General features: G+C 69.6%; 16 protein-coding genes. 5 read left to right on the top strand and 11 right to left on the bottom strand.

Annotated features, from left to right (window positions below; genetic code table 11):
* Nucleotides 1–63 precede the first annotated feature (63 nt).
* The 6 genes from L324_RS30330 to L324_RS30305 are packed head-to-tail and all read right to left on the bottom strand — an operon-like array spanning nt 64 to nt 8908.
* Nucleotides 64–1167 (bottom strand): uroporphyrinogen-III synthase, encoded by a 1104-nt coding sequence (locus L324_RS30330; RefSeq protein ID WP_037316427.1) that lies wholly within the window; start codon nt 1165–1167, stop codon nt 64–66.
* Nucleotides 1164–1511, bottom strand: a complete 348-nt coding sequence (gene nirD / locus L324_RS30325; RefSeq protein ID WP_037316424.1) for a nitrite reductase small subunit NirD — start codon at nt 1509–1511, stop codon at nt 1164–1166. The genes L324_RS30330 and nirD overlap by 4 nt, the downstream gene beginning before the upstream one ends.
* Nucleotides 1508–4012, bottom strand: a complete 2505-nt coding sequence (gene nirB / locus L324_RS30320; protein ID WP_037316421.1) for a nitrite reductase large subunit NirB — start codon at nt 4010–4012, stop codon at nt 1508–1510. Before nirB ends, nirD begins: the two co-directional genes overlap by 4 nt.
* Nucleotides 4012–5370, bottom strand: coding sequence for a nitrate/nitrite transporter (locus tag L324_RS30315; RefSeq protein ID WP_037316419.1), 1359 nt, complete (start codon nt 5368–5370; stop codon nt 4012–4014). The genes nirB and L324_RS30315 overlap by 1 nt, the downstream gene beginning before the upstream one ends.
* A 44-nt stretch (nt 5371–5414) precedes the next feature.
* Nucleotides 5415–6842, bottom strand: coding sequence for an FAD-dependent oxidoreductase (locus L324_RS30310; RefSeq protein ID WP_037316417.1), 1428 nt, complete (start codon nt 6840–6842; stop codon nt 5415–5417).
* Nucleotides 6839–8908, bottom strand: coding sequence for a molybdopterin oxidoreductase family protein (locus L324_RS30305; RefSeq protein WP_037316415.1), 2070 nt, complete (start codon nt 8906–8908; stop codon nt 6839–6841). Before L324_RS30305 ends, L324_RS30310 begins: the two co-directional genes overlap by 4 nt.
* Nucleotides 8909–9097: 189 nt before the next feature.
* On the opposite strand from L324_RS30305, the gene L324_RS30300 reads away from it, so the two are divergent.
* The 3 genes from L324_RS30300 to L324_RS30290 are packed head-to-tail and all read left to right on the top strand — an operon-like array spanning nt 9098 to nt 12575.
* The gene (locus L324_RS30300) at nt 9098–9622 is read left to right on the top strand and encodes a PadR family transcriptional regulator (RefSeq protein ID WP_037316413.1); all 525 of its coding nucleotides are present in this window, start codon (nt 9098–9100) and stop codon (nt 9620–9622) included.
* 26 nt (nt 9623–9648) lie between these two features.
* Nucleotides 9649–10329 (top strand): ABC transporter ATP-binding protein, encoded by a 681-nt coding sequence (locus tag L324_RS30295; RefSeq protein ID WP_037316411.1) that lies wholly within the window; start codon nt 9649–9651, stop codon nt 10327–10329.
* Nucleotides 10326–12575: an FtsX-like permease family protein gene (locus tag L324_RS30290; protein WP_037316409.1), complete on the top strand. Its 2250-nt coding sequence runs from the start codon at nt 10326–10328 to the stop codon at nt 12573–12575. The genes L324_RS30295 and L324_RS30290 overlap by 4 nt, the downstream gene beginning before the upstream one ends.
* 347 nt (nt 12576–12922) lie before the next feature.
* Here the strand turns inward: L324_RS30290 and L324_RS30285 are convergent, their stop codons facing one another.
* Entirely contained in the window at nt 12923–13720 is a 798-nt protein-coding gene (locus tag L324_RS30285) for a TIGR02569 family protein (RefSeq protein ID WP_037316407.1), read from the bottom strand.
* Between the two features lie 106 nt (nt 13721–13826).
* On the opposite strand from L324_RS30285, the gene L324_RS30280 reads away from it, so the two are divergent.
* A complete protein-coding gene (locus L324_RS30280) occupies nt 13827–14807 on the top strand; it encodes a hypothetical protein (RefSeq protein ID WP_037316405.1) in 981 nt (326 codons plus the stop codon).
* Nucleotides 14808–14913: 106 nt separating this feature from the next.
* Here L324_RS30280 and moeZ read toward each other — a convergent pair whose 3' ends face one another.
* The 3 genes from moeZ to L324_RS30265 form a co-directional block, all read right to left on the bottom strand.
* Nucleotides 14914–16092: an adenylyltransferase/sulfurtransferase MoeZ gene (gene moeZ / locus L324_RS30275; RefSeq protein ID WP_037316677.1), complete on the bottom strand. Its 1179-nt coding sequence runs from the start codon at nt 16090–16092 to the stop codon at nt 14914–14916.
* Between the two features lie 117 nt (nt 16093–16209).
* Entirely contained in the window at nt 16210–17391 is a 1182-nt protein-coding gene (locus L324_RS30270) for a DUF3152 domain-containing protein (RefSeq protein WP_037316403.1), read from the bottom strand.
* 81 nt (nt 17392–17472) lie between these two features.
* Nucleotides 17473–18330: an alpha/beta fold hydrolase gene (locus tag L324_RS30265; protein ID WP_037316401.1), complete on the bottom strand. Its 858-nt coding sequence runs from the start codon at nt 18328–18330 to the stop codon at nt 17473–17475.
* Nucleotides 18331–18613: 283 nt separating this feature from the next.
* Here L324_RS30265 and L324_RS30260 point away from each other — a divergent pair, with 283 nt between their 5' ends.
* Complete coding sequence (locus L324_RS30260) at nt 18614–19237, top strand: TetR/AcrR family transcriptional regulator (RefSeq protein WP_037316399.1); 624 nt, start codon at nt 18614–18616, stop codon at nt 19235–19237.
* Nucleotides 19238–19316: 79 nt separating this feature from the next.
* Here the strand turns inward: L324_RS30260 and L324_RS30255 are convergent, their stop codons facing one another.
* Nucleotides 19317–20735 (bottom strand): amidohydrolase family protein, encoded by a 1419-nt coding sequence (locus tag L324_RS30255; RefSeq protein ID WP_037316397.1) that lies wholly within the window; start codon nt 20733–20735, stop codon nt 19317–19319.
* Nucleotides 20736–20859: the final 124 nt, after the last annotated feature.

Genomic DNA, 20859 nt, shown 5'->3' with positions numbered 1-20859 from the left:
TTCGTCCTCTGGATGCGGTGGTTGCACGCGCAAGTACCGCATCCAGAGGACGAAATGCGGGTATTACGGGTCGACGGCCAGCCGGTAGCCCCGTTTCACCACCGTTTGGACCACCTTCGGGGAGCCCAGGGCGTTCCGCAGGCGCCCGATGGCGGTCTCGACGGCGTGTTCCTCGCCGCCGTCGGGCAACGCGGAGATCAGCTCCCGCCGCGAGAACACCCGTCCCGGCGACTCCGCCAGCGCCCGCAGCAGCGCCATCGGCGCGGGCGCGATGTCGCACCACTGCCCGTCCACCAGCGCCGCCTGCCCCCGCAGTTCGATACTCCGCCCGCCCGCGGTGAGCCGCGGCGAGCGGGCTTCGAGCGCGTCGGACACGGTCCGCGCGAGAGCCCCGATCCGTGACCGCGCGGGCTGCACCGTCGGGATCCCGAGCGCGGCCAGCGGCCCCGCGGTGATCGGCCCGACACAGGCCACCAGGACCCGTTTTTCCAGCGCCTTGACGATTCCCGACAGCCGTCCTGTCCGCTTCGCCACCGCCAGCATCGACGCGACGGCCGGTGCGCTGGTGAACGGCAACGCGTCCACCGAACCGTCGAGCACCGCGTCCAGCAGCCGGTCGAGCGGCCCGGGGTCGGTGGGCCCGACCCAGCGGTACACCGGCACCTCGATCACCTCGGCACCCGCGTCCCGCAGACTGTCCACAAAGTACGGAAGCGGCTCGCCGTGCAGCTGCACCGCGACCCGCTGACCGTCCACACCGGACTCCAGGAGATGCTGCAACACCTCGGCGTTGCTCTCCGAGGCCGGTGAGTAGTCCTCCGAAAGCCCGGCCGCGCGGATCGCGCCCTTGGCCTTCGGGCCACGCGCGAGCAGCGCGGACTTCCCCAGCCGGGCCAGCAGTTCCTCCCCCAGTCCCCAGCCCTCGGCCGCCTCGATCCAGCCGCGGAAGCCGATCCCGGTCGTCGCGACGACCGCGTCGACCCGGTCCTCCAGCAGCCGCATCGTCGCCGACCGCAGTTCGGTGTCGTCGGAAAGCGGCACGATCCGGATCGCCGGGCCGTACCGCACGGTCGCGCCTTTACGCACGAACAGCGCGCCGAGCTCGTCAGCTCGCCGCGCCGCCGTGATACCGATGACGAATCCCGCCAGGGGAAGGACTTCTGTCACGGCGAGAACTCCACCTCCACGACGCCACCGGTGACCCGGACCCGGTACGCCTCGACCGAGACGCCCTCGGCGTCGAGGCATTCGCCGGTCCGCAGGTCGAACCGTTCCTTGTACACCGGCGAAGCCACCACGGGGACACCACCGGCATCGCCGACGATCCCCCGCGAAAGCACCGCGGCACCACTGATCGGGTCCAGATTGGACAGTGCGTACCACCGGTCGCCGGGCAGCCGGAAGATCGCCACCTGGACGCCGTCGTCGAGCAGGGCCGCGACGCCGGACCATTCGGGGACGGCACCCGCCGCGCAGATGGCGGTCCAGGTGCGCTCGATCGAGGTCGTCACTGCTTCACCTCCGGGATGCCCAGCAGCACGGGCACCTTCTGGTCGCGTTCGGTACGGAACGAGATCGTCGGATCCGGTGTGCCCGGCGCGTTGACGAACGAGGTGAACTTCGCCAGCTTCTCCGGGTCCTCCAGCACGCCGCGCCATTCGTCGGCGTAGTCGCCGACGTGCTTGGCCATGGCCGCGTCGAGGTCCTCGCAGATGCCGAGCTTGTCGTCGACGATCACCGCGCGCAGGTGGTCGAGACCGCCTTCCATCTCCTCGACCCACGGCGCGGTGCGCTGCAGCCGGTCGGCCGTGCGGACGTAGAACATCAGGAACCGGTCGATCGTGCGGATCAGCGTCTCGGTGTCCACTTCGGACACCAGCAGATCCGCGTGCCGCGGGGTCGCGCCGCCGTTCCCGCCGACGTAGAGGTTCCAGCCCTTGTCGGTGGCGATGATGCCGAAGTCCTTGCTCCGCGCCTCGGCGCATTCCCGCGCACAGCCCGAAACCGCGGACTTGAGCTTGTGCGGCGAACGCAGTCCGCGATAGCGCAGCTCCAGTTCGATCGCGAGCCCGACGCTGTCCTGGACGCCGTAACGGCACCAGGTCGAACCGACACAGGATTTGACGGTGCGCAACGACTTCCCGTACGCGTGTCCCGACTCGAACCCGGCGTCGACGAGCCGCCGCCAGATCAGCGGGAGCTGGTCGACGGTGGCGCCGAACAGGTCGATCCGCTGGCCGCCGGTGATCTTGGTGTACAGCCCGAAGTCCATCGCCACCTGCGCGATGACCATGAGCTTCTCCGGCGTGATCTCGCCGCCGGGGATGCGCGGGACCACCGAGTAGGTGCCGTTGCGCTGGAGGTTCGCCAGGAACTTGTCGTTGGTGTCCTGCAGGGTCGCCTGCTCACCGGCGAGGATGTGCCCGTTGCCCAGCGTGGCCAGGATCGACGCGATCGCCGGTTTGCAGATGGCGCACCCGGTTCCGGTGCCGTACCGGTCGATCATCTCGCTGAACGTGCTGATCCGGGTGGCCTGCAGGATCTGGAACAGCTCCGCTCGCGACTGCGAGAAGTGCTCACACAGCGCCTTGGACTGCTCCACACCGCAAGCCGTCAGCAGCTTGCCGAGCAGCGGGACGCAGGAACCGCACGCCGTCCCGGCCCGGGTGCAGCCCTTGATCTTGGCGACCGAATCGCAACCCTCTTCGGTGATCGCGTGTGTGATGGCACCCTTGGAAACCGCGTTGCAGGAACAGATCTGCGCGGCGTCGGGCAGCGCGTCGACCCCGACCGCCGATCCGCCGCCCGCCGGGGCGAGGATCGCGCCCGGTTCGGCGGGCAGCGGCCTGCCGACCATCGCGCGCAGGGTGTTGAACTCGCTCGCGTCGCCGACCAGCACCCCGCCGAGCAACGTCTTCGAGTCGTCCGAGATCACGAGCTTCTTGTACGTCCCGGCGACAGCGTCGTTGAACGCGACCTCCAGCGCACCCTCGGTCGCCGCGTGCGCGTCGCCGAAACTGGCGACGTCGACGCCCATGAGCTTCAGCTTCGTCGACATGTCCGGCTCGGGGAACGTGCCCTCGCCGCCGGTCAGCTGCGCGGCGACGACCTCCGCCATCGCGTAGCCGGGCGCCACGATGCCGTACACCTTCCCCGCCACGGCCGCGCATTCCCCGATCGCGTACACCGCCGGATCGGACGTCCGGCAGGACTCGTCGACCAGGATGCCGCCGCGCGCGCCGACCTCCAGGCCGGACGAGCGGGCGAGATCGTCGCGCGGCCGGATCCCGGCGGAGAACACGACCAGGTCGACGTCGAGTTCCGTGCCGTTGCCGAGTTTGGCGATGTACCGCTCGCCGTCCGGCTCGATGGCGTCGGTCGACGTTCCCGTGTGGACGGTCACGTCGAGTCCGGTGATCAGCCGCCGCAGCAGGCCGCCACCGCCTTCGTCGACCTGCAGCGGCATCAGGCGCGGCGCCATCTCGACCACGTGGGGCGAGAGACCCATGTCCCGCAACGCCTTCGCCGCTTCGAGACCGAGCAGGCCACCACCGATGACGACCGCCGAACGACGACCGCGGCCGGGCCGCTGAGCGGCTTCCCGGATGGCGTCGAGATCCTCGATCGTCCGGTAGACGAAACAACCCGGGAGATCGTGACCCGGCACCGGTGGGACGAACGGCCGCGAACCGGTCGCGAGGACCAGCGCGTCGTACGGCTGCACGTACCCGGACTCGGTGACGACGACCTTGCGGTCACGGTCCACCGACGTCACCGCGTCGCCGAGCCGCAGTTCCACCTGCGGGTCGTCGGCGTAGTCGGCCCCTTCCAGCGCCAGCGAAGCCGGATCCCAAGTGTCCACATAGGACGTCAGAGCGACACGGTCGTACGCGGGCCTCGCCTCCTCGGCGAGGACCACCACCTGCCATTCGCCGGCCTTGTCCTCCGCGCGCACGGCTTCCACGAGCCGGTGCGCGACCATGCCATGTCCCGCGACGACGAGTTTCCGCATCAGACCTCCGCCCCGGCGAGCGCCAGACCTCGGGTGCTCGCCACCTCCGCCTGCTGTTTCCGCAGGTACACCGCCCATGTGACGGCGAAGCACAGCCCGTAGAAGACGAGGAAGGCGATGAACGCCGGCACCCCGCTCTTGGTGTCCGCGAACGACTGCCGGAAGGCCAGGTTGATGAACAGCCCGCCCAGCGCCCCGATCGCGCCGGCCAGCCCGATCAGCGCACCGGAGAGCTTGCGCGCCTTCAGCAGTTCGAGCGTCTCGTCGGCACCTTCACTGATCGCGACCTTCGCCTTGGCACGGAAGATCGCGGGGATCATCTTGTACGTCGAGCCGTTGCCGATCCCGGTCAGCACGAACAACACGATGAACGCCACGGTGAACAGCGCCAGCGAGTTCGACGTCGACGCCAGGATCAGCACCACGGTCGCCGCGGCCATCCCGACGAACGTCGCGAAGGTGATCTTGCCGCCGCCGATCCGGTCGGCCAGCCAGCCACCGGTCGGCCGGGAGAAGGATCCGAGCAGCGGTCCGAGGAACGTCACCGCGGCCGCCTGCAGCGGAGTCCTGCCGAACTGGTTCTGCAGCACCAGGCCGAAGGCGAAGCTGTAACCGATGAACGAGCCGAACGTGCCGACGTAGAGGAACGACATCACCCAGGTGTGCGGGTCCTTGACGACCTCGCGCATCGCCTTGGTGTCGCCCTTCATCGAGGAAAGGTTGTCCATGAAGAAGTACGCGCAGACCGCCGCGACCACGATCAGCGGGATGTAGATCGCCAGCACCAGCCGGGGCGCGGTCGCGCCGACGGTGCCGATGACCAGCAGGCCGATCAGCTGGATCGCCGCCACCCCGAGGTTGCCGCCGCCCGCGTTGAGCCCGAGCGCCCAGCCCTTGTGCTTCTCGGGGTAGAACGCGTTGATGTTGGTCATCGACGACGCGAAGTTCCCGCCGCCGACCCCGCCGAGCGCGGCGATCAGCAGGAACGTGCCGAGCGAGGTGCCCGGCTCCATCGCGATCGCGGCCAGGATGGTGGGCGCCAGCAGCAGCAACGCGCTGACGATCGTCCAGTTCCGGCCGCCGTACTTCGCCACCGCGAAGGTGTAGAGCGGCCGCATGAGCGCGCCGATCAGCGTCGGGGTCGAAACGAGCAGGAACTTGTCGGCGGCCGAGAACCCGTACTTGGGGCCCATGAACAGGACCATGACCGACCACAGTGTCCAGACGGAGAAGCCGATGTGCTCGGCCAGCACGGAGAACCAGAGGTTCCGCCGGGCGACCTTCTTGCCGGTCTCCTCCCAGAACTGCTCGTTCTCCGGATCCCAGTGCTCGATCCAGCGCTTGCCACGAGCGGTCATGAGGGCCTCCTTGGTGGACGTCTTTCGGGTTTCCTGTAGCCGGATCACTGCGCGGCCAGCCATCTCGCGACCCCGCTGACGGCGTCCTTGCAGCCGCCGCAGCCGGTCGTCGCGCGGGTCGCTCCGGCGAGGGCGGGGACGTCGGTGGCGCCGGCGCGCCAAGCCTCGACGAGCCGCCCCTTGGTCACCGCGTTGCAGCGGCAGATGACCGCCGACGCGGGCAGATCGGCCGGGCTCGACGCCGACGGCGCCCCGGCGGGCAACGCGCGTCCCAAAAGGACGGCGAGCCGGTCTTCGGGCACCGGAGTGCCCCGGTCGTACATCTGGGTGATCGACGCGGCCGCGTCGGGCAGGCCGAGCAGGATCGCGCCCGCCACCCGGTTCTCGCGGAGGACGAGCTTGCCGTAACGGCAGCCCGCCGGGTCGCTGAAGGTGAGCACTTCGGCGGTCGGATCGTCGGCGCCGGTCATCGTCTCGCCGAGGGCGGTGAGGTCGATCCCGCGCGCCTTGAGCCGGGTCACGGGCTGCGTGCCGCGGTAACGCGACGCGGATTTCGTGCCGGTGACCAGATCCGCGACGACCGCGGCCTGTTCCCACGCGGGCTGCACGAGCCCGCCGAACGCGCCGGGGTGCTTGGCGCAGTCACCGATCGCGTGGATCCGGCCGTCGCTGGTGCGCAGCAGATCGTCGACGACGATGCCGCCCTCGACGGTCAATCCGGCGTCCACGGCCAGTTTCGTCTCGGGCCGGACCCCGGTCGAGACGACGATGAGGTCCGCGGGGACGTGCGTGCCGTCGTCGAGCTTGAGCCCGTCGCCGCTGACATAGCGCGCCGCCCCGACGCCGAGCCGGAACCCGACGCCGAGTTCTTCGAGTTTCCTGGTCAGCACCCGCGCGGCTTCCGCGTCCAGCTGCCGTTCCATGATGTGCGGCATCGGATGCACGACGGTGACGAGGTTCCCGCGCCCCGCGAGGCCGCGCGCCGCTTCCAGACCGAGCAGGCCGCCGCCGAGGACGGCGACCGGGGCGCCCAGTTTGGCGGCGTCGAGGATGCGGGCGCAGTCGTCGAGCGTGCGGAACGCGACGACATCCGGGCCGGGTTCGAGCCCCTCGACCGGCGGCATCCACGGATTGGCACCGGTGGCGAGCACGAGCGCGTCGTAGTCCACAGTGGACCCGTCGTCGAGGTGCACCCGCCGCGCCGCGCGGTCGATCGACGTCGCGGCGACCCCGCGGCGCAGATCGGCGCCGGTGCGGGACGGCCAGTCGTCGTCGTGGAGCCGGACGACCTCGGGCCGCATCGTGCCGGCGACCACCGACGAGAGCAGCACCCGGTTGTAGGCGGCGTGCGTCTCCGCGCCGACGACGGTGAGCCGGACGCGTTCGCCGTCGGGATCGCGGCGGCGGATGTCGTCCGCCAGCCGCGCGCCCGCCATGCCGTATCCGGCGATGACCACCGACCGGGGGCTCACGCGGCGGCCTCGGCCGGGGCGAGCGCGACCGCGCACACCTTGAACTCGGGCATCCGGCTGGTCGGGTCGAGCGCCGGGTTGGTCAGCAGGTTCGCCCGGCCCTCGCCGGGGAAGTGGAACGGCAGGAACACCAGATCCGGGCGCAGCGAAGGCACGCAGCGGATCCGGGCGTGGGTCTCCCCGCGCCGCGACCGCACGATCGCGAGATCGCCCTCGGCCAGTCCCGCGCGGGCGGCGGTGTCCGGATGAACTTCCACGAAGGCCTCCGCTACGACGTCGTTCAGCTCCTTGACCAGCCGGGTCTGCGCCCCGGACTGGTAGTGCTGCAGGACCCGGCCCGTGGTGGCCTGCAAGGGGAATTCGTCGTCGGGCACCTCGGCCGGGCCGACGTGGTCCACCGGCACGAACCGCGCGCGGCCGTCCGGATGGGCGAAGGAGTCGAGGAACATCCGCGGCGTGCCGGGATGCGTTTCCGCCGGAACGGGCCAGTACAGGGCCTCGCCGTCACGGAGCCGGTCGTAGGTGATGCCGGAGTAGTCGGCGACGCCGCCCTTGGACGCCCGGCGGAGTTCGGTGAAGACGGTTTCGGCGTCGGACGGGAACCGACCGTCGGGCTGGCCGAGGCGCCGAGCCAGTTCCGAAAGCACGTAGAGATCGGTCCTCGCTCCGGACGGCGGGTCGATCGCCTTGCGCCGCAACAGGATCCGGCCTTCGAGGTTGGTCATCGTGCCGTCCTCTTCGGCCCACTGGGTGACCGGCAGGACGACGTCGGCCATCGCCGCGGTCTCCGACAGCACGAGATCCGAGACGACCAGGAAGTCCAAAGAGGACACCTTGTCCTGCACGCGCCCGGCGCCGGGCGCCGAGACGACGACGTTGCTGCCGAACACCATCAGCGCGCTCGGTCCGTCTTCGGTGCCGAGCGCTTCCAGCAGTTCGACGGCCGACCGGCCCGGCCCCGGCAGGGATTCCGGCGGCACACCCCAGACCCCGGCGACGTACTCGCGCGCGGCGGGGTCGTCGATCTTGCGGTAACCGGGCAGCTGGTCGGCCTTCTGGCCGTGTTCGCGCCCGCCCTGCCCGTTGCCCTGGCCGGTCAGGCAGCCGAAGCCGGAACCCGCGCGGCCGGGAAGGCCGAGCGCGAGCGCGAGGTTGATCCACGCGTTCACCATCGCGGTGCCGTTGGCGTGCTGTTCGGTGCCGCGCGCGGTGAGGATGTAGGCGTTGCGGGCGGCGGCGAGTTTGGCGGCGACCCTGCGCTGGTCGGCGGCCGAGACGCCGGTGATCTGCTCGACCCGCTCCGGCCACCAGGCCGCGACCGAACGCCACAGCTCCTCGAAGCCGTTGGTCCGCGCGTCCACATAGGACTGGTCCAGCAGGCCGTCGGCGACGACGGCGTGCAGGATTCCTTGTGCGAGAGCGAGATCGGTACCCGGCGCGGGGGCGAGGTGGAGTCCGGCCAGTTCGGCGGTCGCGGTACGGCGCGGGTCGACGACGATCAGATCCGCGCCGCGCAGATGCTGGGTGAACGGCGGCATCGTCTCCGCCGGGTTCGCGCCGATGAGCAGGACGGCGTCGGCGTCGGCGAGATCCGTGACCGGGAACGGCATCCCGCGGTCGGCACCGAACGCCTTGATCCCGGCGGCCGCGGCCGAGGACATGCAGAACCGGCCGTTGTAGTCGATCTGCGAGGTGCCCAGCGCGATACGCGCGAACTTCCCCAGCAGGTACGCCTTTTCGTTGGTGAGCCCGCCGCCGCCGAAGACGGCGACCGAATCGGCTCCCTTGGCCGCGCGGATCTCGGTGAGCCGTCGCGCGACGAGGTCGAGCGCCTGCTCCCAGCTCGCGGACCGGAGTTCGCCGTCGACCCTGATCAGCGGGGCCGTCAGCCGGGAAGGCGAGGTGAGGAGCTCCCCCGACGTCCAGCCCTTCTGGCACAGACCACCGGCGTTGACCGGGAAGTCGCGCGGGGCGACGCGGGCGCCGTCGAGGCTCATCCCGCACTGCAGGGCGCAGTACGGGCAGTGCGTGTCCACCGCGGTCGTGGTGGGGGCGGCGAGCGGCACGGGCACCTCCTAAGGCGTCGATTGCGCTTGAAGGTAGGTAGGCCGTGTTACCTGAAAACTCCTGAATGTTTCAGGCGTTTGACATTGCCTGCCGACGGCGAAGGTCACACCGTGAGGTCACGTCGCCAGGTCGAGGGCTATGCACTCGATGTATAGACCGTGCGTATACACCCTGTGTATAGTCACCGCATGTCCATCGGGAACACCCTGCTCGGCCTGCTCGAAGCCGGCCCGAAGCACGGCTACGACCTCAAGCAGCTCTACGACAAACAGTTCCGCCAAGACCGCCCACTGCACTACGGGCAGGTCTACTCGACGTTGAACCGGCTCCTGAAGAACGGCCTGGTCGAAGAGAACGGCGTCGAAGCGGGCGGCGGACCGGACCGGAAGCGGTACGCCATCACCGAAGCCGGCGTCACCAACGTCGAAGAATGGCTGAAAAGTCCGGAAAATCCCTCCGTCTACCTGCAGAACACGCTCTACACCAAGGTCGTGCTCGCGCTGATGTCCGGCCGCGGCGCCCAGGACCTGCTCGACGCCCAGCGCGGCTCCCACCTCCGCACGATGCGTGAGCTCACCGCCCGCAAGACCACCGGCGACCTCGCCGACCAGCTCATCTGCGATCACGCGCTGTTCCATCTCGAAGCGGATCTGCGGTGGCTGGAACTCACCGCCGCCCGGCTCGACGATCTCGCGCGTCAGCTCGGGCGCTGAGCCGCTCACAATCCGGGGGACCCACAGTGGAAACATCGTTGTTACAAGGCTCGGGCCTGTACAAGGCTTTCGGCCCTGACCAGGCGCTGGCCGGGGCGGGGCTCGCGCTCGACCCCGGCGAGATCGTGGCCGTCATGGGGCCGTCGGGCTCCGGGAAATCGACCCTGCTGCACTGCCTGTCCGGCATCGTCCGCCCGGATGAGGGGTCGGTCCTGTTCCGCGGCCGCGCGCTGTCGGCGATGTCCGACGCCGAACGCAGCGCCCTGCGGCGGACGGAATTCGGTTTCGTCTTCCAGTTCGGCCAGCTCGTCCCCGAACTGACCTGCCTGGAGAACGTCGCGCTGCCGCTGCGGCTCGGCGGGACGAAACGCCGTCCCGCGGAACGGCTCGCGCGGACCTGGCTCGACAGGCTGGAGGTCGGCGACGTCGCGGGCAACACACCCGGCCGGGTCTCGGGCGGGCAGAGCCAGCGGGTCGCCATGGCCAGGGCGCTGATCACCGAACCGTCGGTGATCTTCGCCGACGAGCCGACGGGCGCCCTGGACTCGCTCGGCGGCGAACTGCTGATGCGGCTGCTTTCGGAGACCGCGAAACAGACGAACGCCGCGGTCGTCCTGGTCACCCATGAACCGCGGGTGGCCGCGTATTCCGATCGGGAGGTCATCGTGCGGGACGGCCGGACACGCGAACCGGCGGTGACCCGATGAGCGCCCGGGAAGACCTGATGCTGGGGTTCCGGCTGGCCGTCGGGGGCGGCCGGGGCTCGCTCGTCAGGCTGGTGCTCGGCACCGTCGGGATCGGGCTGGCGGTGGCGATCCTGCTGGTCGCCGCGTCGGCGGGGAACGCCTACGAAAGCAGGCAGCACCGCGAGATCGCGGCTTCCGCGGACTTTCAGGCGAAGTCCGGCGCCGCCCCGTTGACCTTCACCGAGCGGACGACCGAGTTCCGCGGCGAGCCGATCGGGCTCAGGTACGTGCACGCGACCGGGCCGGACTCGCCGGTGCCGCCGGGGCTGGACCGGATTCCCGCGCCGGGCGAGGTCGTCGTTTCGCCGCGCCTGAAGGAACTGCTCGCCTCGGACGCGGGCGAACTCCTGCGGCCGCGGTTCGACGGCGAACCGGCCGGGCTCATCAAGGCGGAGGGGCTGCAGAACCCGCGGGACCTGACCGCCTATCTCGGGGTGGACGGGTCGTTGCCGGGAATTCCCATCTACGCCTTCGGTGGCCCTCAACCGGTCGAGCCGCTGCCCGCCGGCGTGCTCGTGGTGCTGTTGATCGGGATCATCGCGCTGCTCGCGCCGGTGTTCATCTTCATCGGCACGAGTTCACGGGTGGGTGGCGCGGAACGGGACCGGCGCCTCGCCGCGCTCCGGCTGGCGGGCGCGACCGCCGGGCAGGTCCGCCGGGTGGCCGTCGCCGAAACGCTGGTGAGCGCGGCCACCGGGCTGCTCGCCGGGGCCGGGCTGTTCCTGCTCCTGCGCGGGCAGGTCGCGGACCTGCAGGTGTTCCGCTTCGGCCTCTTTCCCGCCGACCTGACACCGTCGTGGCCGCTGGTGGTCCTGATCGCGCTGGTCGTCCCGGCGCTGACCGTGGTGGCGACGCTGGCCGCGCAGCGCCGCACGATCATCGACCCGCTCGGCGCCGCCCGCGAGACCTCGCCGGTCCGGCGGCGGCTGTGGTGGCGGCTTCTGCTCGTCGTCGCGGGTGTCGCCCTGCTGGTGCCGGAGTACGCCATCGGCAGCGAACTCGCCCGTACCGCGATGATGGCGGGCGCGTTGCTGGTGCTGATCGGCGTCCCGGCCCTGCTGCCGTGGCTCCTCGACCGCGCGGTGGCGCGGATCCGGGGCGGGCCGCCCGCGTTCCAGCTCGCGATCCGGCGGCTGCAGACCGACAGCGGGACCCCTTCCCGCGTCGTCGCCGGTCTCTGCGTCGTCGTGGCCGGGGCGATCGCCCTGCAGTCCCTGCTGGCCGGACAGGCGGCCTTCTACGTCTCGCTTCCCGCGCCATGGCACGCGTCGCAAGGCGACAGGGTTTACGTCACCGCTTACGGATCCCCCGCGGAGAAGGCGATGACCGCGGTACGGGAGGTCCCCGGCGCGCGGGACGTCCGGTCACTCCGGACGCTGCTCGTCACGGATTCCGGGGTCATCGCGGGCGTCGCCGACTGCGCCACCATCAAGACCATGACGGAGACGACGGCGTGCACCGACGGCGATGTCTTCACCTTCCCCGACGAGCGGGGCGTCAAATTCCACAGTGGACAGACGGTGACCTTGGCCGACGACGCGAAACGGGAGCACCGCTGGACGCTTCCGGCCGATCCGCGGCCGGTGGCGTACAAACCGGGTGAGACGGCCTTCTATTCGGGCGCCCAGCTCCTGGTGACCCCCGCCGCGGTGGCGGGTGTCGATCTGACCGAGGCCGGAGCCGCCGGGACCCTGCGGCCGTCGTCCGCGGATCCGGACTTCGTCGAACGGGTCCGCAACGCCGTCGCCCCGTTCGCCTGGCGCGCGCAGGTGACCACCGTCGACGGGAAGAAGCTGACGGACGAGGCCCGGATGTTCACCGACGTCCGCGATGGCCTGTTCGCCGGGGCGCTGCTGATCCTTCTGCTCGCCGGGGTGAGCCTCCTGGTGCTCGCCCAGGAACAGGTGCGGGAGCGGCGCCGCGCCATCGGGGCACTGGCCGCGACCGGCGTGCCCGTCCGCGTCGTGATGCGATCCTTGTTGTGGCAGAACGGGATCCCGCTGCTGCTCGGGATCGTGGTCGCGATCGTGACCGGGGTCGGCATCGCCGCGCTGGCGACCAGGCTGCTCACGAATCCGCTGGTCGTGGACTGGGCTGGGGTGGGGGCGCTCGCCGGGGCGGCGGTCGCGGTGGTCCTCGTGGTGACCGCGTCGGCGTTCCCGGCGGTGCGCTCGGCCGCGCGACTGGAAAGCCTGCGGACCGAATAGGCCGGTCCGTGAATGCCTCCTTCCCTACTCTGAGGGTAGGGACCTCTTGTCATGGCGCAGGCCGCCTATGAAGGAATTGGGACGTTGAGTGTCCCAATTCCTTCATGAACGCCGGGCTCGCACCGGTTGCGAACCTTGCTCAACAGAGGATCAGGGACATGCCCCGGAGCCCGGCACACCCCCGAGTGTGGAGGATTTGGGACGTTCAACGTCCCAAATTCTCCACACTCGAACCTCGCGGGCACCAGTGATGTCACATCCGGACCATCAAGAGCAGCGCCGACCAGCAGCTCTGCGACTTTGCCGGGACCCTGACTCTGAGGGTAGGGAAGGAGGCCTTCACGGCCTTACAACACGGCGCTCACATCGCGTGCCGCGGCGCGGAGGCCGTCGTGCGCCGCTCGCGTCGACCGCGGGTCGAGTGCGTTGGCGGCGAGGCGGAAGAGGACGGCCCGCAGGAGAAGCTGGGGCCATTGCGGGAGATGCGCCCAGCGTTCGAGGAGTTCGATGGTGGCGCCGCCCCAGGCGAGCGCGTCGACCGCGACGACCGCGGCACCCCATTCACCGGGCCTGTAGTACGGAACGAAGTCGACGATCCCGGGGGCCTCGTCGCCGTCGAACAGCACACCGGCGAGCAGTTCGCCGTGGACGACCTGATCCGGCAGTTTGACCGGTCTTCGGGAGCCGGCGAGCACCTCGAACCAGCGGCCGCCCTTGTTCTCGTCGAGGGACATGTCCGCTTCGCCCCAGGCGAGTTTGTCGGCCAAGGCCTCGATATCGGTGCGGCGCCCCAGGAAATCCGGCCGCGGCAGCCCTGCCGTCGCCCGGTGCAGTTTGACCGCCGCGTGCACGACCTCGTCGTACCGGTGCTCGGCGGTACCGGACACGAACCGGTTCGCCGACCAGCCGCCGACCACCCACCGGCCATCACTGGACCGGACCGGCTTCGCGACCCGCAGGCCCGGCTCGTCGACGGCTTCCAGCGCGCGGGCCGTCCACAGCGTCCGCGACTTGTCCACGACCGGCTTCAGGACGAGGTCGCCGTAGCGCCAGGCAGTGGTGCCGGGCAGCGGTTCCGCCTCACCGATACGTCCGCCGAACGCCGTACAGACGTGATCCGGAGGGCTTTCGAGGGTCGCACGCACGGCACGGGACGTTACCCCGTCTTCCGCGCCACGAACGAGAAGACGCGCTGATCACCTGAGTAGCGATACTCAAGACAACATCACTCTGACCTGCCATTCTTCGGCCATGGTCCCCCGAACGGCCCAAGGCCGGTTCACCGATGGGCAGGTCATCGCCCTCCAGCTCGTGTCGCTGTGGCTCGTGGGCACGCTCGGCGCCATCACCGTCGGCTGGCTCGTCGTGCTCGCCGCGTTCCTGCACGTTCCCTGGCTGGCGTTGCCCGTCCCGATTCTGTCGGTCGGGACGGCGTACCTGGCCGGTTACACCGCACGGACCGTCTCTCCCCTGACGGTGCGCCCATGGCCGAGGCTGGGGTGGGCGTTCGTCGTCGGGATCTCCGGCGTCCTCGGCGCGATCTTCGTGGTGGAGGTGGCGGAAGCCTTCGATCCCGTCGAGTGGGTGGCGATCCCGTTCCTCGGGCTGCCGGTGGCGCTCGCCGCGGGCCTGTTCGTGAGTGACTGGCGGGTGCGGGCCGTCGCCGGAGTCCTCGGCGTGGCACTGGTGGCCGGCGGCATCGCCGGTCCCGCCGCGCTGCCCGAAGACACCCCCGCCCGGCGGCTGGCCTCGGCAGGCGTCCCGCACGAACGCACGCTCGCGGCCGACCTCGGCTCACAACGTCTGCCGGTCAAGGCGACCGAAGACTCCGGCTCGCTGATCGTCGAATACGCCCCGCAACTGTGGGTCTCGCCCGTATGGACCTTCGTGACCGACGCCGTCGAAAGCTGCGAGACGTCGGTGAAGACCGACTGGCGGCTCGACAACGCGACGTGCACTCAGGTCGGCGAAGGCGAGTTTCTGCGTAAGAACACCGAGAGGATCGAGTTCATCCAGCGACGCGGAGCGGTCTCGCTGCACGTCGCGGGCAACCACAACTGGAAACCCGACGAACTCCGGGAGCTGGCCGCCAAGACGCATCCGCTGACCGACGCCGAGATCATCGCCGCCCTGCCCAAGGCGAAGAGCGGGCACCGCACGGACGTACCCGCGGAGTACGCGAGGTTCGTGCGATCGATCTTCGGCGGCGGGTCGATCGGCTTCGGCCGCTGACCCGCGGGGAGAGCAAGGGACCTTTGCTCTCGCTTGCTCAGGCAGGCCAAGCAGGCGAGAGCAAAGGTCCCTTGCTCCCTTTCCGCAGGTCAGCGGGGCCGGATGTTCAGTAGGTCGGCAGGCTCTGGTCGATCTGCCGCGCCCAGGCCAGCACGCCGCCACCGAGGTGGGTCGCGTCCTTGAACCCGGCCTTGTGCAGCGCCGCCAGCGCCTCCGCCGAACGCGCGCCCGACTTGCAGTGCAGCACGATCGGCTTGTCCTGCGGCAGTTCCGACAGCGCCTCGCCCGAGAGGATCTTGTCCTTCGGGATGAGCGTCGCACCCTTGATGTTCACGATCTCGTACTCGTGCGGCTCGCGGACGTCGATGAGGGCGAAGTTGTCGCCGTTGTCGAACTTGGCCTTGAGTTCCGCCGGAGTGATCGTGTGCCCCGAAGCGGCCGAAGCGGCTTCGTCCGACACAACGCCACAGAACGCTTCGTAGTCGATGAGCCCGGTGATCTTCGGGGTCTCCGGATCCTTGCGGATCTTGACCTCGCGGTACTTCATCTCCAGCGCGTCGTAGCTGACGAGCCTGCCCAGCAGCGGCTCACCGATACCGGTGATCAGCTTGATCGCCTCGTTGACCATGATCGAGCCGATCGACGCGCACAGCACGCCCAGCACGCCGCCCTCGGCGCACGACGGGACCATGCCGGGCGGCGGCGGCTCGGGGTAGAGGTCGCGGTAGTTGAGGCCCTTGCCGTTCGGCGCGTCCTCCCAGAAGACGCTCGCCTGGCCCTCGAACCGGTAGATCGAGCCCCACACGTAGGGCTTGCCGGTGAGCACGGCGGCGTCGTTGACCAGGTACCGGGTCGCGAAGTTGTCGGTGCCGTCGAGGATCAGGTCGTACTGCTCGAACAGTTCGAGCGCGTTCGACGACTCCAGCCGGTCGGTGTGCAGGTGCACCTTGACGAACGGGTTGATCTCGGCGATCGACTCCTGCGCCGACGCGGCCTTGAGCTTGCCGATGTCGGACTGGCCGTGAATGACCTGACGGTGCAGATTCGATTCGTCGACCTCGTCGAAGTCGACGATGCCGAGCGTGCCGACCCCGGCCGCGGCCAGGTACAGCAGCGCCGGGCTGCCGAGGCCACCGGCGCCGATGACCAGCACCTTGGCGTTCTTCAACCGCTTCTGCCCGGTCACCCCGACGTCCGGGATGATCAGGTGACGGCTGTACCGGGCCACCTCTTCCTTGGTGAGCTCGGCGGCCGGCTCGACGAGCGGCGGCAGCGTGCCTGACATCGGGTCCTCCATCTCGCGTGGATCGCGGGTCGCATCCCAGTATCTACAACAGAGGAAGGCGGAAACGACTTCCCGTGTTTCAGATCCTGGGAAATCCCAGCAGCTGGGAGGACTTGGCTAAGGGGTCTGATTCGGCCAGGAGCCGGGCTTGCAGACCTTGCCGTCCGCGGGCACCCTCCCGCGGTCACCGCCGGGAAGATTGTTCAGCTGCGCCACGAAGTCGTTGGATACGCCGAACGTCTGCTGCATCATCACCGGCGCGATCCCGCCGTTGACCTGGCAGCCCACGTGCTTTCCGCCCAGGGCATGCCCGACCTCGTGATTGATGGCGTACTGGCGATACCCGGTCATGTCGCTTTCGAAGGCGAGCGCCCCCCGCACCCAGCGGGCGAGGTTGATCACCACGCGCTTGTCGAAGCTGGAGCGGTAGCAGGACGTCTCGTAGGTGATCTGGAACATGCAGACGTCCGCGCGATGCGTCGTGTTCGGTGTGGTGAGACTCACCCGGAAGCTGGGGTTCGGGAAACTGGCGTCGACGCGCTGGAGCGCCTTCTTGCCGTCCCACGTCCAGCTCTTGGGGTTGGACAGGGTGCCCTCCACCATCGTGGCGAAGCTGTCGTCACCGGCGTAGCTGACCGGATCGATGCCGTCCTCGACTTCGATCGTGTAGGTGAACAGCTGACCCGTTCCCACCTTCGGCCCGGAACCCGGCACCACGTGATAGGTGCCCTTGCCGGACTCGGTGAAGTCGCCGCCCTTGGGCAGGTCCGCGGTCGGGATCTTGAGATCGACCGGTTTGGCCGGGTTCTCCGGGAGGACGTCGCCACCCCCGTCGACCCCCGCCCCCGGCTCGCCACCGTTGCCGGCGGAACCGTCGGAGCCGTCCGCCGAGGCCAGGCTCGTCCCGTCGGAGGCGATCGGCTCGGGCGGGCCGGTGGCGGTGTTGAACACGACCAGCGCGGTGATCACCACGAGGATCGGCAGCGCGTACACGCGCCAGCCGTAGGTCTTGGCGAAGCGGCCGATGCCACTCCCACCCTGGCGCTTGGCGCTCTGGGGACGGGCGGCACCGGACTCGTGCGGCTTCCAGGACGCGCTGAGCGGCTGGGCGCTGGTCCGGCGGGCGCCGGGGCGGTAGCGGTCTTCGTCCAGCCGCTGCGACGGCGGCGGCGAGGGCCGGTACTGGCCGGTGCGCGGAACGTCGGGATCCCGGGGCTGCGGGCGCGCCGAACGACGGGCGGATGCGGAGTACTGAGACCGCCGACCTTCGCCCTGCGCGCCTTGCTTCACCCGGTCCACGGGCACCAGGGTGCCATAACCGAACTGTGATGTTGTGAGCGACCGGCGCAGCGCGCGACGTGTCCCGCTCACCCGAATGGGTTACCAGGTGCCCGATTCGACCGATTCCCACATCCCCAAAACGGCCTTCGCTACGACATTCGGGCGTTCCATCTGCGCCACATGGCCGGTTCGGGGGAGAACGAGCAACCGGGCGTGCGGGATCAGGCGAGCGGTGCGTTCCGCGCGCCGGACGGATATCACTCGGTCGTGCTGCCCCCAGACGACCAGTGTCGGCGTGGCGACCGTCGGCGCGACGGCCCACAGCGACGCCGGACCGCGCGCGGACCACGTCCGGAAGATGCCGAAGGTACTGCGGGCCAGCGCGGGCGCGGCCCAGGCGAATCCGGCACGGGCGCTGTGCTCCTCCTCCAGTTCGTTCAGCCTGCTCTCGGCGAACCGGGCCGGGTCGGCGAAACACAGGTTGATGACCTGCATGGCGCGTTCGCGGGGACCGAGCGCGGCCAGCTGACGGCGGACCCGCGGGCCGATCAGCGGCAGGTACGCGAAAGCCATCCGCGGATCGGACAGCCGCTTCATGCTGGGGCGGAGGTCCGGCATCGCGGGCGAGATCAGCGTCAGCGTCTTCACCAGTTCCGGACGGCGGGCCGCGACGAGCAACGCGACCGCGCCGCCCATCGAGTTGCCGAACAGGTGCACCGGCCCGGCGTCGAGGCTCTCGATGTGGCTCGCGACGATCTCGGCGTGCGCGTCGAGACTGAAGGTGAATTTGTCCGGCGGCTCCGAGTAGCCGAAACCGGGCAAATCGATCGAGGTGCCCGCCGCCTCAGGCGCCAGGAGCGCCGCCAAGTCGGTCCAGTTCGTGGACGAGCCGCCGAGGCCGTGGACGTAGACCGCCGTTTCGGGACCGCCGGGGGTCCGGCGGATGTGCAATTTCACCCCGCCGACACCTATTGTTTCCCCGGGCCACGGCGACGGTGCCGGGTCCAGCGACGGCAGTGACCTGCGCGACAACGGCACGTGGGTCAACGGCGGGCGGTCACCGGCGGCACGGGAAACTGAAGAAGACACAGCATCAAGGATGCCCGACCCTTGGCGGTCCGGCCGTACCGGCGAGTAATCTCGAGTTCACTTCACGCGGCGGTGACCCCGCCCCGCGGAGCCCCGCTCGACTGCGCTGATGCGTTCTCGGCGGAGACGAGTGCCTCGAACTGGAGGAACGATGACAGAAATGGCGCGACTGCAGGCGCGAGGCGTCCGCCTGCCCAGGACGGAACGCCGCGCCCAGCTGCTGGCCGCCGCGCAGCGGGTGTTCGCCGCGAACGGATACCACGCCGCCGCGATGGACGAGATCGCCGAAGAGGCCGGGGTCAGCAAGCCGGTTCTCTATCAGCACTTCCCCGGCAAGCTCGACCTCTACATCGCGCTGCTGGAGAGTCACGTCGACGAACTGGTGCGGCGGGTCAAGGAAGCACTCGACTCCACGACGGACAACAAGCAGCGCGTCCCGGCGACCGTCGGTGCCTTCTTCGACTTCGTCAACGGTGACGCCGGCGCGTTCCGGATGGTCTTCGAATCCGACCTGCGTGGCGAGCCCGCCGTGCAGGAGGCGGTGGACCGGGCGACGTCGGCCAGCGTCGACGCGATCACCGAGACCATCACCGCGGACGCGGGCCTCGACGAGGACAAGGCGCGGCTGCTCGCCGTCGGCCTCGTGGGTCTCTCGCAGGTCAGCGCGCGATTCTGGCTGGCGCACCACAAGTCGATGAGCCGCGAAGAGGCCGTCGCCCTCACCGCCAACCTCGCGTGGCGGGGCATCGGCGGCGGTTTCCCACTCCAGCACTGAACCCGCGTTTCGTCCTCTGGATGCGGTCCTTGCGCACGCAACTACCGCATCCAGAGGACGAAACGCATGGGTTACCGGGTCACTGGGGCAGCAGCTTCTTGATGCGGTCGGCCGCGGCCTGGGCGTCGGCGACGACCTTCGCGGTGTCGAGACCGACGACGCGGCCTTCGCGCTTGAGAGCGCGACCGTCGACGAACACCCACGAGACGTTCACCGGCTGGGTGTTGAAGACCAGCTGGTTCACCCAGTCCACCTTCGGCGCGAAGTTGACCGCCTGGGCGTCGACCACCTGCAGGTCCGCCCGCTTGCCCGGCGTCAGCGACCCGATCTCCTTGTCCATCCCGAGCGCCTCCGCGCCGCCGAGGGTCGCCATGCGCAGGACGTCCGACGTGGTCGGATAGACCGCCGGATCCGCCGTGGTCGCCCGCTGGAGACCGACGGCCGCACGCATCACGTTGAACATGTCGCTCGTGTCGTTGGTGCCGCCGTCGAGGCCGAGCCCGACCTTCATGTTCCGCTTCTTCATCTCCGGCAGCCGGATCACGCCCGACGCGAGCCGCATGTTCGACAGCGGGTTGTGCGCCACGCTGACCCCGGCGGCCGCGAGTTCGTCGAGGTCGGCGTCGGTGGTCTGGATGACGTGGTTCGTCATCAGCCCCGGATGCAGCGCGTTCGCCCGGCGGAGCGCGTCCATCTGACCCGCGGTCAGGTCGGCCTTCGACTCGAGCAGGTGGACGTTCAGCGGGACGCCGAGTTCGCGCGCGAGTTTCTCCGACGCCTCGACACTCGGGAAGTTCCCGGTGGACGGATGCGTGCCGATCTGCAGGCGGGCCAACGGGTTCGGGTCGATGACCTCGCGCTTCACGCGGCGGATCTCGTTCTGCAGCGCGGGATCGGTGGTGCCGTTGTAGGAGTAGAGGAATCGCAGTTTCGACTCGCCGAGCGCGCGAAGGCCGCCCTTGGCGAAATCGGTGTTGAACGCGTGCGACCACTCGGTGACCGTGGTGATCCCGGTCGAGACGACGTCGGCGGCGGCGAGCTTGGTACCCGCGTACGCGTCCGCGTCGGTCACCGGCGCGCGGTACAGCGGGATGACGCATTTGCCGAGCCAGCCGATGAGTTCCTTGTCGGCCGCGCAACCGCGGATGAGCGACTGCCACAGGTGGTTGTGCAGGTCGACGAACCCGGGCAGCACGATCTTGCCGCGGCCGTCGACGACCCGGGCGTCGCCGGTTTCGAGGTCCTTGCCGACCTGCTTGATCTTGGAGCCTTCCAGCACGACGTCGGCGTCGGCGAGGGCGCCGAGCGGTCCTTCGCCGAGGCTCGGGTCCATCGTGAGCACCATCGAGGCGTCACGGATGACGACCCGGCCGGTGCCGGTGAAGTCCGCGTTGCCCGCTTCGGTCGGCTTGCCGCCGAGGTCGCTGAGCAGGGCGGCGCCGAGGACCACGGCGAGGGTGAGGGTGAAGACGGACAGGATGGATCTGCGCTGTTTCATCGTTCCAACTCCCCAGTCGAAAGCAGCGTTGCGAGATCACGCTAGCGGACCGGGGACCGGCCTCGTGAGTGGCAATGGTGGTTCTAACCGTCATTACCACTCACGAGAGCAAGGGACCTTTGCT

Origin of the sequence: Amycolatopsis orientalis DSM 40040 = KCTC 9412, from assembly GCF_000478275.1 — a bacterium.
GTDB lineage: Bacteria > Actinomycetota > Actinomycetes > Mycobacteriales > Pseudonocardiaceae > Amycolatopsis > Amycolatopsis orientalis.
This window is presented reverse-complemented; position numbering and strand designations above follow the sequence as displayed.